The following is a 14,643-nucleotide window of genomic DNA, read 5'->3' on the forward strand; positions in this document are numbered from 1 at the left end:
TCATAATGCACAATCATCATGCAATGCTGCTCGCCACAACTGTTGAGCCAATAGCCGATGTTCTTGCACCGCGGCAAGCAGATCCACCGTCACAATGCGCCCTTGGTCCACACGGACATCTCCGCCAATGACCACATAGTCGGCTTTTGTTGGTGCCGATAAGATCAATGTCTGTAGGGGATGAATGCCGCCAGAATGCTCGAGATCGTCGAGACGAAATAGTGCGATGTCCGCATTTCGTCCCGGCGCCAGTTCCCCAATGGCAGGCCAATTCAACACATCCCTGCCTCCGCGCGTCGCCATATAAAAGACATCGTCAATCCTCATATCCCTTACACCGTGGACAGCGCGGGCCAAAAACAGAGCTTGCCGCATTTCGGCTTGGAGATGAGAACTATCATTGGAAGCCGACCCATCCACACCCAGACCAACAGGAATATGAGCTTTTAAAAATTGAGAAACGGGAGCGACGCCGGACCCAAGACGCATATTGGAGCTCGGGCAATGAGCAATTCCGCTCTTAGCTTGGGCCAGTTTCTCCATTGTGATCGCATCCACATGGACCCCATGGGCAAACCACGCTCGTGCACTGAGCCATCCCCATTCTTCGAGCAAATCCGTTTGCGTTTTCTGATAATAATTCACAGCCCACGTGTCTTCGTCTTTCACTTCCCAGGCATGGGTATGCAGTCTCACCGCTAACTGTTCCGCCAAAATCGCCGATTCTTTCATTAACCGGGAAGATGCCGCTGGTACCGAAACCGGACCCAAAGCCACTTTGACCCAGGCCCCAGGACGGGGATCATGAAACTTGTTGACCAAGTCCTGCATACTGGTCAGGACATCATCTTCATCTTCTTTCAAATAATCAGGCGTGCGCCCCCCATTATTCTCGCCCAACGTCATCGCTCCCCGTGTGAGATAAAACCGCATCCCGATGGTCTTTGCCGCTTCCACGGAGGCCGAGAAAAAGCGCATGGCATCTTGCCCTTGGGGCACAAAATATAAATGATCGGAGGTGGTTGTACATCCCGATAGCAACAATTCCCCTAGACCGATGAGCGCCGCATAGTAAATGTGATCTTCTGTTAAATTTTTCCAAATAGGAAACAATGTGTCAAGCCACCCAAACAAGGCGTGATCCGTGGCCAATGCTCGGGTCATAGTCTGGAACAGGTGGTGGTGCGTATTAATCAGTCCAGGTACCGCAATACATCCGGTTCCATTAATAACGCGGTGAATATCTTTATTTCTCGTGATATCGCCACAACCGATCTCGGCAATGGTTCCTCCTTCATATGATTCTTTAACCAGAATATACGCATCGCGTATAGGTTTCCCGACTCCTGGATACAGGCAGTCAATATGCTCAATGGCAATCATTTGAGTCTCCTCTAACGAAATCCTATTTGATGTCAATATAAAATAGATCCGTGAGGTTTCTTTGTGTCGCCTGCCGAAATATCTCAAATCACTTGTGATACGATGAACACAGCACGAAAAAACCTATCACCTAAAACACGAGGTCAACATGCGCCCGTTTCCTAACCCCCATGAGCCATGGGCCCAAGACAAAGCAGAATTACACATGCACTTGGAAGGCTGTTTAGAGCCCGACTTGTGGAATAAATTCCAACGCAAACATTCATATTTAGATATTGCTCCGGTTACCACGGTAACGTATCCATTTACCGATTTATCGAGTTTTCTAGCCTGGCGATATCAAGGCGATCGACTCTTGAATGATGAAGAGGACTTCTTCGATTTGACATGGCGTTATGTGCAACGAGCTCTAGACAATCACATTGTGTATGCCGAACTCTTTTTTGATCCGCAAGCCCACACCGCTCGCGGCGTTTCCCTAGATACCGTGATGTCTGGTATTATTCGCGCCTTAAGGCAGGCAGAACAGCGCTACGGATGGACGGCTCGCTTGATTCCCAATATTCTGCGGGATCATCCCCTCCGCACAGCGGAAGACGATTTAGCCCATCTAGAAGCCTATGGCGACTGGATTGTTGGTGTAGGGTTAGATTCTCGGGAATTGCCTTATCCCCCGCGGCTTTTTCGGCATCTCTTTGACCAGGTTCGGCGTAAGGGCTGGCATGTTGTGGCCCATGCCGGTGAGGAGGGACCCGCGTCTTATATTTGGCAAGCGCTTGATGAACTGGGCGCCGAACGTATTGACCATGGCATTCATGCAATGGATGATCCCGTATTAATGGGCCGCCTCAAAATCGATCGCATCCCATTAACGATTTGTCCCTGGTCTAATAAACGTTTAGGCGTCACAACCGATCTGAGTATTTATTACAAGCTTTTTCATGAGGGCCTGGTTTTAACGATAAATAGTGATGACCCTGCTTACTTTTCGTCCTACCTCAATGCCAATTTTGAACTCATCTCGCCATATTTTCCGCCGGACGCCCTCCAACAACTGATTAAAAATAGCTTTGTCGCATCTTTTCGCACAGATTTTTGAGAAAATCCATTAGCCATGTGGCGGAGAAATCCATTGACCGTGTTTTAAAGTTCCCATCACTTGGTAATCTTGATTAAGCTGGACCAAATCGGCATAGTATCCTTTTTCAATACGACCATAGCCTCGTAAGCCCAGACGGATTGCAGGAGCTTCACACCACCCATGAACAATTTCCCGTAGCGAAAAACCCCATTGCAACAAATTGCGAATAGATTGATCGGGAGTCAAAATACTCCCTGCTAACGTACCGTCATCAAGACGAACGGCCTCTTCATCCACATTGACGAGCCATTGGCCTAAGTGATATTTTCCCGGAGGGCAATCGATGGCTGACATGCCGTCGGTAACCAAAATAATGCGCGAAGAGGCTACATGAAATACCAACCGAACAATATCAGGATGAATATGAATTCCATCTGTTATCAATTCGATCCACAACTCATCCGTAATCAGACCAACACCGACCATGCCGGGATCTCGGTGATGAAGGCCCTTCATGGCATTAAACAAGTGCGTGATACCATCAGCACCATGTGCAATGGCTTGTAACGTTTGCTCTCGATTAGCTCCACTGTGTCCCAGATTCACATGAATCCCTTGTTGTCTCAACCAGCTTATCACCTCGCCGCTTAAAGGCACATTAGGGGAAATGGTCATAAGTCGCAAGGGCACTGTCGCTGATTGAAAACGGTCGACGATGCTTTGCACTTCTTGAATCGCAATGGGACGAATCGCCTCTTGGGGTTGAGCCCCTTTATAGGCGGGGTCGATATAGGGTCCTTCAAAGTGTAATCCGATAAGATTATGGTGTGGATGCTGGGGAAATTCATTGGCGCACGCCATCACCCGTTCCAGATCATCCCAAGGTGCTGTGATGGTCGTCGCGAGGAAACTCGTCACCCCATGTCGCGCCAATGCCTCGCTAATAGCCTGCCAGCTCTCCCACGACGCTTCCATAACATCGTGACCATTAGCACCATGAACATGTTCATCAATAAAGCCTGGCAAAATAATAGGAAGGTCTTTTGTGCGTGTATCGAGACGCTGAATCTGTTCAATACGCCCATGATGATCCCAATGAATCTGGGCTGGCACCAAATTTCCCGTCGTCGACAAATACACTCGCCCGGTAATAGACCGTTGTTGGGAATTATGACTCCGGAACATCATATGGCCGCCTTTCTTGACTCCATTTTTTTGCTAACCAAACTGCCCCATATACCGCAGGCTCATCGATCACTGGCAAAGACATCAGAGGATTTTCACGTGGAACGAGACGCGCCAGATACGGTTGCCATAACCGGGCCAGCCCCCCGCTCAGTCCCATAGTGGGAGAATCGATGTGCAATGCGGTCATCAACGCGTTGAAATTTCTCATGATTTTTTCAGCTTCTGCTTGCAGCAATTGATCAGCGACGTGATCACCCCTATTAGCTGCAGAAAACACCTCGGGAGCGAAATCCGCCAGCTGGCGCATTGCAAAAGATGGACGATACAGTTGTTCAAGAACGTCTTGCATCGAGGATACCGCGAAAAATTCTAAACATTTATGCACTAGAAGGGTGTATGGTTCGATGCCTTCCCAGGATTCCATGGCTTTTCGGATTCCTTGTTGTCCCAACGACAGCCCGGACCCCACATCCCCCAATTTCCAACCGTACCCACCTAAACGAAGGGTTTTTGTGGAATGCTTACCAAAAAATATCGACCCCGTGCCCAATATGGCGATAAGTCCATCTTCGCCTTTTGTAAAATTAGCCCACGGTAACCAATAATCGCCAGTAATCCAGAGACGCTTTAGGCCACGCCTGGCAAAATACTGTTGCCATGAGGCACGCACGGCCAAGCGGTCGGCCCCAGCTACACCGATAACTCCTTCGATTTGACTGAGATCCCCCTGCTGATTGAGACGGTCTATCACGTCATCCATAGCAGCATACGCACGATCTTGACCGACCACAAGGAGATTAGACGCCGAAGACGTCACGACTTCCCCGAGGCGGCCGTCGTCCTTTTCTATTATGCCGCGCGTGGAAGTGCCCCCACCATCAACGCCCATGTACATACCGTAGTTCCTTCCGCGTAATGTTCATCGGATTTCTAATCGTGAAAAGCGTAACCCTGTTGCCAGTGCTGATATTGCTCAAAAAACGTAGGGTAACTTATAGCCACACTACTCACATCATCCAGGATTACCGGAGATGTGGCAATAGCTGCCGCCACTGCCAACATCATCGCCATGCGGTGATCACCAAAACTTCTGACCGAACCACCGTGGAGCGGGGTCGGGCCATGAATCACCATGCCATCGTCTCTTTCTTCGATGTGAGCGCCTAGTTGCTTAAGATTTGTGACCGTAGCTTGAATGCGGTCGGTTTCCTTCACCCGCAACTCTTCAGCTCCAGAAATCACGGTATCGCCGAAGGCTTGAGTGGCCATCAACGCGACCAAAGGGACTTCATCAATCATATCGGGAACTTGTTCCGGTGTAACCGTAACCCCGCCAAGAGGCTGGTGGGTGACAGTCAAATGACCGATGTCCTCCGTATCCGATTCCCTTTCTATATCAATGCGGGCTCCCATTTGTTGGAGTAGCCGAAAAAACCCGATGCGTCGGGGACTAAGAGAAATTTCCTTCAGTGTTAGCGAGGAGCCGGGAATCAGAGCGGCTAACGCAGCCCAAAATGCCCCCGAGGACGGATCGCCAGGTACACGGAACGGGACAAGATCTAATGTCCGCCAATCCTGTAATGGTTCAACCATAATATGATGGTCCGCAGTCATCCTTATTCGCGCGCCCATTTGTTTCAGCATCTGTTCTGTATGATCCCGCGTGGGATAGGGTTCTACGATTTCAGATAGTGTCGTTGCCCCTAAGGCGGCAAGGATCAAAGCGGATTTCACCTGGGCCGAAGCCATCGGCATCGAATAGCTCAGGCCTCGGTAGGGTCCGCGATTATGAACCATAACCGGGGCATAGACTTGGCTGGTCTCAACATCGATTCCCATTTGCCGTAATGGGCGCGCCACACGTTCCATAGGCCGCTTCGATAGTGATGCATCACCGATTAAGGTGCGCGGTGATGAGGATAAAGCTAATAGTCCCATGCCCAGTCGCATGGTAGTTCCGGAATTCCCACAGTCAATCACCGTTGTGTCGCTTTTCCACTGGGAAGGTCCTGGCGACGTCAGGATCCATTCGTCATCGCCAGCCTCCACCTTCACACCTAAACTTTCCACTAATCGTCTACTCGACAGAGTATCTTGTGCCACCAAGGGATGAAGAACGCGTACAGTTCCTGGAGCTAAAGCCGAAAACAAAATCGCACGGTGCGTAATGGATTTATCACTAGGTGGACGTAAAGTGCCCTCTACGGGATGACGGCAAGGTGTCAATTCCATAACCATGTTCATTCCTTTCGCTTGCTGAAAATCGGCAGGACTAACCGTTTGTTGGTGAGGAAGGCGGGGGAACCTTAGATACGGCCCTATTACGAATAGATGCCGTATCCTTCAACGCTTTGGGCCATTCCCCACGTTGGATTTGATCGTTCCATTCATGAATTAATTGCGTAAATTGCGCAAAAGTTTCTCTTATATGACTTTCATTCGCCTTGAGGATTTCTTTCCATAATCTTTCATCACTGGCACCAATACGGGTCACATCAAGAAAACCTGTTCCCACCACTTGGGGCCACAATGGCAGGGTGTTGTCAGCATTTTTGGCCAGCGTCAAGACGGCTGCAGAAATCAAATAGGGAGTATGGCTTACTAGGCTCATTAGGGCATCATGCTGATCCCATGGCACCCACACCGGACGGCTTCCCAACACAGTCATCCATTGTTGAACTAGATGCGGGTCTAAGGCGATGCCCTCGACCTCCACAATCAAACACGAGCGGCCTTCAAACAGGCGGCTATCACTATGTTCAAAGCCCCGGACCTCCTTGCCGGCCATTGGATGCAGGGATAATAGGGCGAATGGTGGTTGTATTTGCGCATAAACGGATTGAAATATGCCTTTGACAGAGCTCATATCCACAATCGTACAGCCTGCCCGAGCGTGGGCTAAGATTCGAGGGATCCATATCGCCACATCATTCAAGGGCGTGGCCAAAACAATTTGATCAATGTCTTGAATCCACTGTTCCCATGTCGTGTCGACAATGATTCCCTCTACTCGTGCTTGTTCTATCACCCGGGAATTCACGTCATAGGCATAGACTGTCCATCCAGCCTTCAGGCAGGCTTTTGCCACCGACCCGCCAATTAACCCCAATCCAATGACCCCGACTCTCACAAGGTCCGTCCTATGGCTTCAGCTATGGGACGCAAAGACTCAACTAACTCGCTCAAGTGTGGAAGACTGAGACTCTGCGGACCATCAGACAGCGCTTCTGTGGGATTGGGGTGAGCCTCGATGATTAAACCGTCGGCGCCAGCAGCCACGGCTGCTCGTGCCATGGGTGCAACCCAGCTCCATTGTCCCGTTGAGTGGGAAGGATCTATGATAATAGGGAGATGGGACAACTGTTTTACCACAGGGATTGCACTTAAATCTAGTGTATTCCGGGTCTTCGTTTCGTAAGTCCGAATTCCTCGCTCGCACAAAATAATGTTGGGGTTCCCATTGGCGGCAATGTATTCGGCAGCCATAAGCCACTCGTCAATCGTGGCCGAAAGCCCCCGCTTTAACAGCACGGGTTTATTTGAATGGCCGGCGGCCTTTAATAACTCAAAGTTTTGCATGTTGCGAGCACCAATTTGAATAATATCCGCCCACTCAGCTACATAATTTAAACTTTCCCGATCGACAGCTTCGGTCACGACCATTAGTCCAAACCGTTCTCGCGCTTCAGCTAAAATCTTGAGTCCTTCAACACCCATCCCTTGGAAACTGTAGGGCGAGGTTCGGGGTTTGTAGGCGCCCCCCCGCAGAACCATGAGTCCAAGATCATGAACAACGCGAGCGGCCTGCATAACCTGTTCATGACCTTCGACCGCGCACGGTCCTGCAATCACAACGACTTGCTTGCTGCCAAATTTGGCATTGCCCACTTGAACGACCGTATCATCAGGATGGAAATCACGGCTCACCAATTTGTAGGGCCGTCTTACGGGGACAACTTGCTCAACCGATTGCATGGATGCCAAACGAATTACCTCCTCTGTTCCTTCGCCTATTACCCCAATAATCGTTTTTTCGACTCCCCGCGAGATATGCACTTGAAATCCTTCTGATTTCAACCGTTCCGTAACGGCATCGATATCTTGCTCCGGAGCATTTTTCTTCATGACGACGATCATGACCCATCCCTCTTCCGTGACGATTTTTCCAAAAAAAATAAGGCCCATTGTCCCTTAGGGACGAAGGCCTTGATTTCTCCGTGGTACCACCCTATTGACTAGTTACCTAGCCACTCAGCTAGCTGCTAACACAGCTACTCCTCTTTAACGGTAGGACTCCGGATTCTCTACTAGTGAATAAGACACGTTCGATGCACACTCATGGGGGTACGGTCTGGAATCAAAGTATCGGCTTACACCATCCGCCGACTCTCTGCGCCTTCGATTTCCGACCCCTTCCCAATCATCGCTTTAGCATGTTTTCACGGATAATACACCGTCATCTAGGTGATGTCAAGGCCTTTTTTTAATCCGATAATGCCTTGCGTAGTGCCGCGACAAATTCATACGTTTGTTTGGCCGCATTTCCCCCGGCCTCGTCGATTCGGCGGACCAACGCGCTCCCGACAATAACGCCATCGGCGACACTACCCACATAACGCGCATGCTCTGGGGTTGAAATGCCAAATCCGATAGCAAGCGGCAGTGAAATCTGCCTTTTAACTCGTTCCACCAAGGTCTTCACGCCAGCATCCACTTCTTGTCGTACCCCTGTGACACCAGTCACGGACACTCCATAGACAAATCCGGTAGCTTTGGCCAACGATGCAATGTGCGCATCCGTCGAAGTCGGCGCCACAAGCGGGATCAAAGACATTCCTAATTCCTGTGTATTGTGAAATACCTCATCGCTTTCTTCCCATGGCAGATCAGGGATAATAATTCCCTTCACGCCACTATCCCGGGCGGCTTTAAGAAAATCCCGCACGCCATAGTGAAACACAGGATTAAAATAAGTTAGATAAACAATCGGGACGGAATGAGCACTTATCTTCTCCGTAGCCTGTAAGACATCACGGATTCGCGTACCATTATTTAAAGCTTTTGTGGCCGCTTTCTGTAATACGGGGCCATCAGCTAACGGATCAGAAAAGGGAATTCCGACTTCAATGATATCGGCACCGGCATCATTCATGGCGTGCACAAGTTCTTCAAGATCCCGTAAATGAGGATGACCTGCCGTGACATAAGGGATGAGCGCTGCTCGTCCTTCCGATTTTGTGCGCTCAAAGACTTGGGCCACACTTGTTCCAACATTAATCATGATGTCCCTCCTCATAATCCCTTACGGAATCAATATCTTTATCGCCACGGCCTGATAAATTAATCAGGACACGTGCCTGTTTCTCTCGTAATTGGTCTTGTTCCTTAATAACCCAAGCGACAGCATGCGCGCTTTCCAACGCCGGAATAATGCCTTCTAATTCCGAGAGCTGGTGAAAAGCCGCTAAAGCCTCCTTGTCGGTGATAGCGTCATAATGGGCGCGTCCGATATCGTGAAAATAGGCATGTTCAGGACCAACACCGGGATAATCGAGTCCTGCGGAAATTGAATGCGCGGGCATGATCTGACCGTCATCATCTTGGAGGAGATAACTGAGACTGCCATGTAAAATCCCCTTCATGCCCACTGTAATCGTCGCCGCGTGCTTTCCGGTTTCAATTCCTGATCCCGCTGCCTCTACGCCAATTAACGCGACCGGATCGTTTCGAAAGGCATAAAAAACGCCCATGGAATTTGAGCCGCCCCCGACCGGAGCGACAATATGAGTTGGCAAGGTCCCCGTGAGATGCTGAAATTGCTGTCGGGCTTCTTTTCCAATCACCGATTGAAAGTCTCGTACCATCATCGGATAGGGATGAGGGCCCACGACGGAACCAATCACATAGAATGTCGTACGGACGTTGGTAACCCAATCCCGAATCGCTTCATTAGTAGCGTCTTTCAACGTCTTGGAACCTGAGGACACGGGGATGACCTCAGCTCCTAAAAGCTGCATCCGGTAGACATTCAAAGCCTGGCGTTTCACGTCCTCCTCACCCATATAGACCTGCGCTTTAAGCCCAAATAAGGCGGCAGCCGTGGCCGTGGCGACCCCATGCTGGCCAGCACCCGTCTCGGCAATAATACGAGATTTGCCCATACGACGGGCCAATAAAATCTGACCCATGGTGTTGTTAATTTTATGGGCGCCGGTGTGGTTTAAATCTTCGCGTTTTAAATACACATCGAAACCCAATTTTTCACTAAGCCGGTCCGCCCGCCGCAACGGAGTAGGACGTCCTACATAGTCTTTGAGGAGGGCATCCAGTTCCTGTTGAAAAGCCGGATCGTGTTTGGCCTGTTCATAAGCTACAGACAGTTCATCCAAGGCTGGAATTAAGGTTTCAGGAACGTAACGCCCTCCAAAAGAGCCGTAACGCCCGCGTTCGTCAGGAACGTCTTTCATCATCGCCATTGTTTGGCCTCCTTAATGAATTGCCGAATTTTTTCAATATCCTTGACGCCATCCGTTTCCACGCCACTGGATACATCCACCCCATCGGGCCGCAACGTGCGCACAACAGTTCCTACGTTTTCGGGTGTGAGTCCTCCTGCAATCCACACCGGCTTATCACTCGCCGGGCGGTGCCAGTCCCATGTTCGACCCTGTCCGGGTTCTGGGCCATCCATCAAAATAATATCGGCGCGCTCATCTAAGGTGGTCGCGACCGCCTTGCGTCCAGCCTCATGCACCATCGAGACCCAATCAAAATCTGCTTCTCCATGATATTGAACAGCGAAGACCGGGACTTTTTGTAATAATTCCTGCAGTGCCTCGCGAGTCATGCCGCGAACAACAGCGACAAAGCGAATGGCCGGCAAGGTCATAACCAAGTGGCGTGCTTGTTCTAGAGAGATTTGACGGGAACTGGGAGCTAAAACCAATCCAATGTAATCAGCGCCAGCCCTGTGCGCTTCAAGTGCTGTTAACGCATCTTTCACGCCACAAATTTTGACATCAGGTTCCACTCTGTAAGGCCTCCAATAAGTTGCCGCCCCGCATTAAATGTTCGCCTACTAAAATTCCGGTATAGCCATGACGCCGGATTTGTTCAACATCCTGTGATGATTGAATCCCACTTTCACTAATCTTCACCACATCTTGAGGAATACGAGAACTTAACTCCAATGAAAACGTTAAGCGCGTTTCAAAGCTGTCTAAATCACGGTTGTTTACCCCTAAAATATCCGGCTCGATAGTCATAGCCCGATCGAGTTCGTTAGGAGCATGGATTTCGACCAATATTTCAATGCCCACGTCCCGGGCAGCTTGAGCTAAATCTCTCAGCTGCGCATCATCCACAATGCGGACGATAATTAACACCGCATCCGCCCCGCTACTTCGACTTTCAAAGATTTGGACGGGATCTAACACAAAATCTTTGCGAAGTACTGGCAGGCTCACAGATTGCTTCACTTGTTCCAGATGAGTCAAATGGCCCGCAAAAAATTCCGGTTCGGTCAAAACAGAAATACCATGAGCGCCCCGCCGTTCGTAGCCCTTGGCCTGGGCTACCGGATTATAATGATCAGTTAACCATCCCTTGGACGGAGATTTTTGCTTGCACTCGGCAATAATGCCTAAGGGCATCGATGAGTGTTGCCGAAGAGACTGAGCGAGAGATTTCACGGGCCCTTGGCTCTTCGCCAAATCGTACAACACGGCTTCTCGCGCTTTTAAAGCGTCAACCCGGTCTTTAACCGATGCCACGATCTTTTCGAGGAACATGCCTATGCCTCCTGTTGCTCTTGGTGCTGGCTTTGAGAAATGAGTTCGTCAACAATTCGTGCTGCTTGCCCTGTTTGAATCGCCTCGCGTGCCATATCGACACCCTCCTTAGGTGTCTCTACGGCGCCCGCTGCATAAAGCCCTACACCCGCATTAGCCAAGACCATGTCCAGGTAAGGCCCTTCTTCCCCACGCAATACCTGGTAGCATATTTGAGCGTTTTCTGCCGGATCTCCCCCACGAAACGCCTCTTTGGGATACGTCGGCAAACCCAAATCTTCTGGCATCCATTGTCCATAGCGGATACCCTCACTATCTGCGATCCCAAAAATGGTGGGACCGGCTAGGGACACTTCGTCAAGCCCGCCCGCTCCCTGAACCACAACGGCACGCTGTAATTTCAACCGCGACAACACTACCGTAATCGGCTTCACCCATTGTTCGCCGAATACACCCAATAATTGATATTCGGGATGGACAGGATTGGTTAAAGGCCCCAGCAAATTGAATACGGTTCGAACCCCTAATTCTTTGCGAGTTTGGGCTGCATACCGCATCGACGTATGAATTTGTTGGGCAAAAAGAAATCCAAACCCAATTTCGTCTACGAAGCGGGCAACCTCCGCCGGATTTTGGGTAATGCGAATACCTAATGCTTCTAATAAATCCGCACTGCCACTTTTCGATGTCGCCGAACGGTTTCCATGTTTGGCCACATGCACCCCACTAGCCGCTACCACAAAGGCTGATACGGTCGAAACATTAAACGTAAAGGACCGGTCTCCTCCGGTGCCACAGGTATCTAGCACAGGTCGGTTCGCTAAAACGATGGGGGTCGCATGATCTCGCATCGCACGAGCAAATCCCGTCAATTCATCGACCGTTTCACCGCGGACGGCAAGGGCCATCAGGATGCCGGCCACTTGAACTGGGGTCGCTGCACCATTCATCATGGCGTCCATCAATGCATATGCCTCTTCTTCATTCAACTTATCGCCTTGACTTAACCGCATAAGATCATGGCGTATCAACTCTTCTTCAGTATTCATAGCGATGCTCTCCTTGATAATGAGATTGTGCAGCTTCCGACAATTCCAAGAAGTTTTTCAGAATGTCCATGCCTAAAGGCGTTAACACGGATTCGGGATGAAACTGGATGCCAAAAATCGGATAGGATCGGTGCCTAATGGCCATGACCGTACCATCACTGCTTTTTGCCGTCACCTCCAACTCGTTGCTGGATTCAACGTTAACCGCCAGCGAGTGATAGCGTCCGGCCAAAAAACCTTGCGGCAGACCGCGGAAAATGTCTTCCTCATTGTGAAAAATCTTATCGTCCTTCCCATGCATCAGGCGCACAGCGGGTCCGACTTCTCCGCCAAAGGCATAGGCAATCGCTTGATGGCCTAAACAGACCCCCAAGATAGGAATTTCGGAACCTAAGGCGCGGATCAAATCGACCATAATCCCAGCATCTTCTGGCCGTCCTGGACCAGGTGACAGAACAATGCGGGAAGGATTCATCTGACGAATTTCGTCGACGCTCACCTCATCGTTTCGAACCACACGCAATTCGTGACCAAGCATCCCTAAATATTGCACGAGATTATAGGTAAAAGAATCATAATTATCGAGGACCAGAATCACAGCCATTCCTCCTCAGTGGCGTGTAACACGGAAAGAGCTGCCGCCGCCTTATTCATCGATTCCTGAAATTCAAATTCGACTTGCGAATCAGCAACAATGCCGCCCCCAGCTTGGACCGATACCGTATCTCCCATCACATCTAAAGTGCGAATCGTAATACAGGCATCGAGATCGCCCCGGTGGGATAAATATCCGACAATACCGCCATAAGCTCCTCGAGCTTCAGGCTCTAATTCTTCGATAATTTCCATTGCTCGGATTTTTGGAGCTCCGGTTAAGGTGCCCGCGGGAAAACATGCCGCTAAGGCATCAAGCGCATCATATTGCGGTTTGAGATGTCCTTGCACTTCCGAGACAATGTGCATCACATGAGAATAGATTTCCTTGGTCATAAATTGAGACACGGTTACAGAGCCATATTCACAAACCCGGCCCAAATCATTACGAGCCAGATCGACGAGCATCACGTGCTCGGCTTTTTCTTTGGGATCAGCAATTAACTCATTCCATAATCGCTCGTCCTCCGCGGCACTCGCCCCCCGCTTTCTCGTGCCGGCGATAGGCCTATTAGAAGCGACATGATTCGTCACACGCACCAATGCTTCAGGGGAGGACCCAGCCAGTGTCCGCCGCGGAGTTTCTAAATAGAATAAATAAGGCGAGGGATTGATATGACGTAACTTCCGGTATAGCGAAAAAGGATCACCCGAGATGTGCGTCGATAATGTTTGCGATAACACAACTTGAAAGATGTCACCAGCTAAGATGTAGTCTTTGGCCCGCTTTATCATCTGATTGTAGTATTCACGCGTCATATTTGACTTAATCGGCGTTAATTGCCTGACATGAGGTTCGGCCAACATCAGTGGCTGACGTAAGGCATCGACGAGAATTTCCATCCGGGTAAATGCTTGATCCATTTGGTCGCGTAAGGATTCTACAATCACGGCCACTTGTTGTTTGCGGTGGTCGAATGCAATAACCGCTTTAGGCCAGACCCACTCCCAATCTGGACCCCGTTTAGCGTGACGCCGCGGCAATTTTTCCAACCGCCTTATCCAGTCATACCCAAAATATCCAATAGCTCCGCCAACAAACGGCCATTCAATCTCTTGGGGTACGGCAATGCGTTGACGCTGTTGTTGACGACGAATGAGTTCCAAAGGATCATTAGAAACCTCAGTACCTTCTGGACCGACCAATACCGCTTGACCATCGGCTTCTAGTAAACGTGCCCATTCACCAATCGCAATAAACGAATACCGTGCTACCTTGTCGTCGCCTTCAACACTTTCCAACAGGGTGTGTGCGCCAAATGGGCGCAAGCGTAAAAAGGCTGAGATTGGGGTAATTTGATCCACCGCAAAATTTCTAACAACAGCAATGTGTTCACAATCCGGACTGTCCCATAATGCATTGTGGCCTATTCGGTCCATCAGCCGGCTCATCCTTTCATGGTGCTTACATAAAAAAATAACCTTTCATCCCACTCCAAGGGACGAAGGTTTCTCCGTGGTGCCACCCTAATTTAGACTGATCATCCAGTCTCTTATT

At 49.9% G+C, this 14,643-nt stretch carries 14 protein-coding genes and 1 other annotated feature (1 of these 15 only partly in view); of the genes, 1 reads left to right on the plus strand and 13 read right to left on the minus strand.

The window, feature by feature from the left end; genetic code table 11:
- Window positions 1–1,383 (minus strand): amidohydrolase family protein, encoded by a 1,383-nt coding sequence (locus B8987_RS17260; protein ID WP_020374673.1) that lies wholly within the window; start codon window positions 1,381–1,383, stop codon window positions 1–3.
- 148 nt (window positions 1,384–1,531) lie between these two features.
- On the opposite strand from B8987_RS17260, the gene add reads away from it, so the two are divergent.
- Window positions 1,532–2,482, plus strand: a complete 951-nt coding sequence (gene add / locus B8987_RS17265) for an adenosine deaminase (RefSeq protein ID WP_084661777.1) — start codon at window positions 1,532–1,534, stop codon at window positions 2,480–2,482.
- Window positions 2,483–2,491: 9 nt separating this feature from the next.
- Here add and nagA read toward each other — a convergent pair whose 3' ends face one another.
- The 12 genes from nagA to B8987_RS17325 form a co-directional block, all read right to left on the minus strand.
- The gene (gene nagA / locus B8987_RS17270) at window positions 2,492–3,652 is read right to left on the minus strand and encodes an N-acetylglucosamine-6-phosphate deacetylase (protein ID WP_084661778.1); all 1,161 of its coding nucleotides are present in this window, start codon (window positions 3,650–3,652) and stop codon (window positions 2,492–2,494) included.
- The gene (locus tag B8987_RS17275) at window positions 3,633–4,547 is read right to left on the minus strand and encodes an N-acetylglucosamine kinase (RefSeq protein ID WP_084661779.1); all 915 of its coding nucleotides are present in this window, start codon (window positions 4,545–4,547) and stop codon (window positions 3,633–3,635) included. Before B8987_RS17275 ends, nagA begins: the two co-directional genes overlap by 20 nt.
- 35 nt (window positions 4,548–4,582) lie before the next feature.
- Window positions 4,583–5,884, minus strand: a complete 1,302-nt coding sequence (aroA, locus tag B8987_RS17280; RefSeq protein ID WP_176213258.1) for a 3-phosphoshikimate 1-carboxyvinyltransferase — start codon at window positions 5,882–5,884, stop codon at window positions 4,583–4,585.
- Window positions 5,885–5,924: 40 nt separating this feature from the next.
- The gene (locus B8987_RS17285; protein WP_028962293.1) at window positions 5,925–6,782 is read right to left on the minus strand and encodes a prephenate dehydrogenase; all 858 of its coding nucleotides are present in this window, start codon (window positions 6,780–6,782) and stop codon (window positions 5,925–5,927) included.
- Entirely contained in the window at window positions 6,779–7,789 is a 1,011-nt protein-coding gene (gene aroF, locus B8987_RS17290) for a 3-deoxy-7-phosphoheptulonate synthase (protein WP_020374666.1), read from the minus strand. The genes B8987_RS17285 and aroF overlap by 4 nt, the downstream gene beginning before the upstream one ends.
- A 346-nt stretch (window positions 7,790–8,135) precedes the next feature.
- Window positions 8,136–8,933: a tryptophan synthase subunit alpha gene (trpA, locus tag B8987_RS17295; protein WP_084661781.1), complete on the minus strand. Its 798-nt coding sequence runs from the start codon at window positions 8,931–8,933 to the stop codon at window positions 8,136–8,138.
- The gene (trpB, locus tag B8987_RS17300; protein ID WP_084661782.1) at window positions 8,926–10,128 is read right to left on the minus strand and encodes a tryptophan synthase subunit beta; all 1,203 of its coding nucleotides are present in this window, start codon (window positions 10,126–10,128) and stop codon (window positions 8,926–8,928) included. Before trpB ends, trpA begins: the two co-directional genes overlap by 8 nt.
- Complete coding sequence (locus B8987_RS17305; protein ID WP_084661791.1) at window positions 10,119–10,682, minus strand: phosphoribosylanthranilate isomerase; 564 nt, start codon at window positions 10,680–10,682, stop codon at window positions 10,119–10,121. The genes trpB and B8987_RS17305 overlap by 10 nt, the downstream gene beginning before the upstream one ends.
- Entirely contained in the window at window positions 10,672–11,442 is a 771-nt protein-coding gene (gene trpC / locus B8987_RS17310) for an indole-3-glycerol phosphate synthase TrpC (protein ID WP_020374662.1), read from the minus strand. The genes B8987_RS17305 and trpC overlap by 11 nt, the downstream gene beginning before the upstream one ends.
- 2 nt (window positions 11,443–11,444) lie before the next feature.
- A complete protein-coding gene (gene trpD / locus B8987_RS17315; RefSeq protein WP_084661792.1) occupies window positions 11,445–12,491 on the minus strand; it encodes an anthranilate phosphoribosyltransferase in 1,047 nt (348 codons plus the stop codon).
- Window positions 12,481–13,089: an anthranilate synthase component II gene (locus B8987_RS17320; RefSeq protein ID WP_084661794.1), complete on the minus strand. Its 609-nt coding sequence runs from the start codon at window positions 13,087–13,089 to the stop codon at window positions 12,481–12,483. The genes trpD and B8987_RS17320 overlap by 11 nt, the downstream gene beginning before the upstream one ends.
- Complete coding sequence (locus B8987_RS17325) at window positions 13,086–14,525, minus strand: anthranilate synthase component I family protein (RefSeq protein WP_020374659.1); 1,440 nt, start codon at window positions 14,523–14,525, stop codon at window positions 13,086–13,088. The genes B8987_RS17320 and B8987_RS17325 overlap by 4 nt, the downstream gene beginning before the upstream one ends.
- Before the next feature lie 55 nt (window positions 14,526–14,580).
- Window positions 14,581–14,643: a binding site (T-box leader), on the minus strand (it continues 185 nt past the right edge of the window).

Origin of the sequence: Sulfobacillus thermosulfidooxidans DSM 9293, assembly GCF_900176145.1 — a bacterium.
Classification (GTDB): Bacteria; Bacillota; Sulfobacillia; order Sulfobacillales; family Sulfobacillaceae; genus Sulfobacillus; species Sulfobacillus thermosulfidooxidans.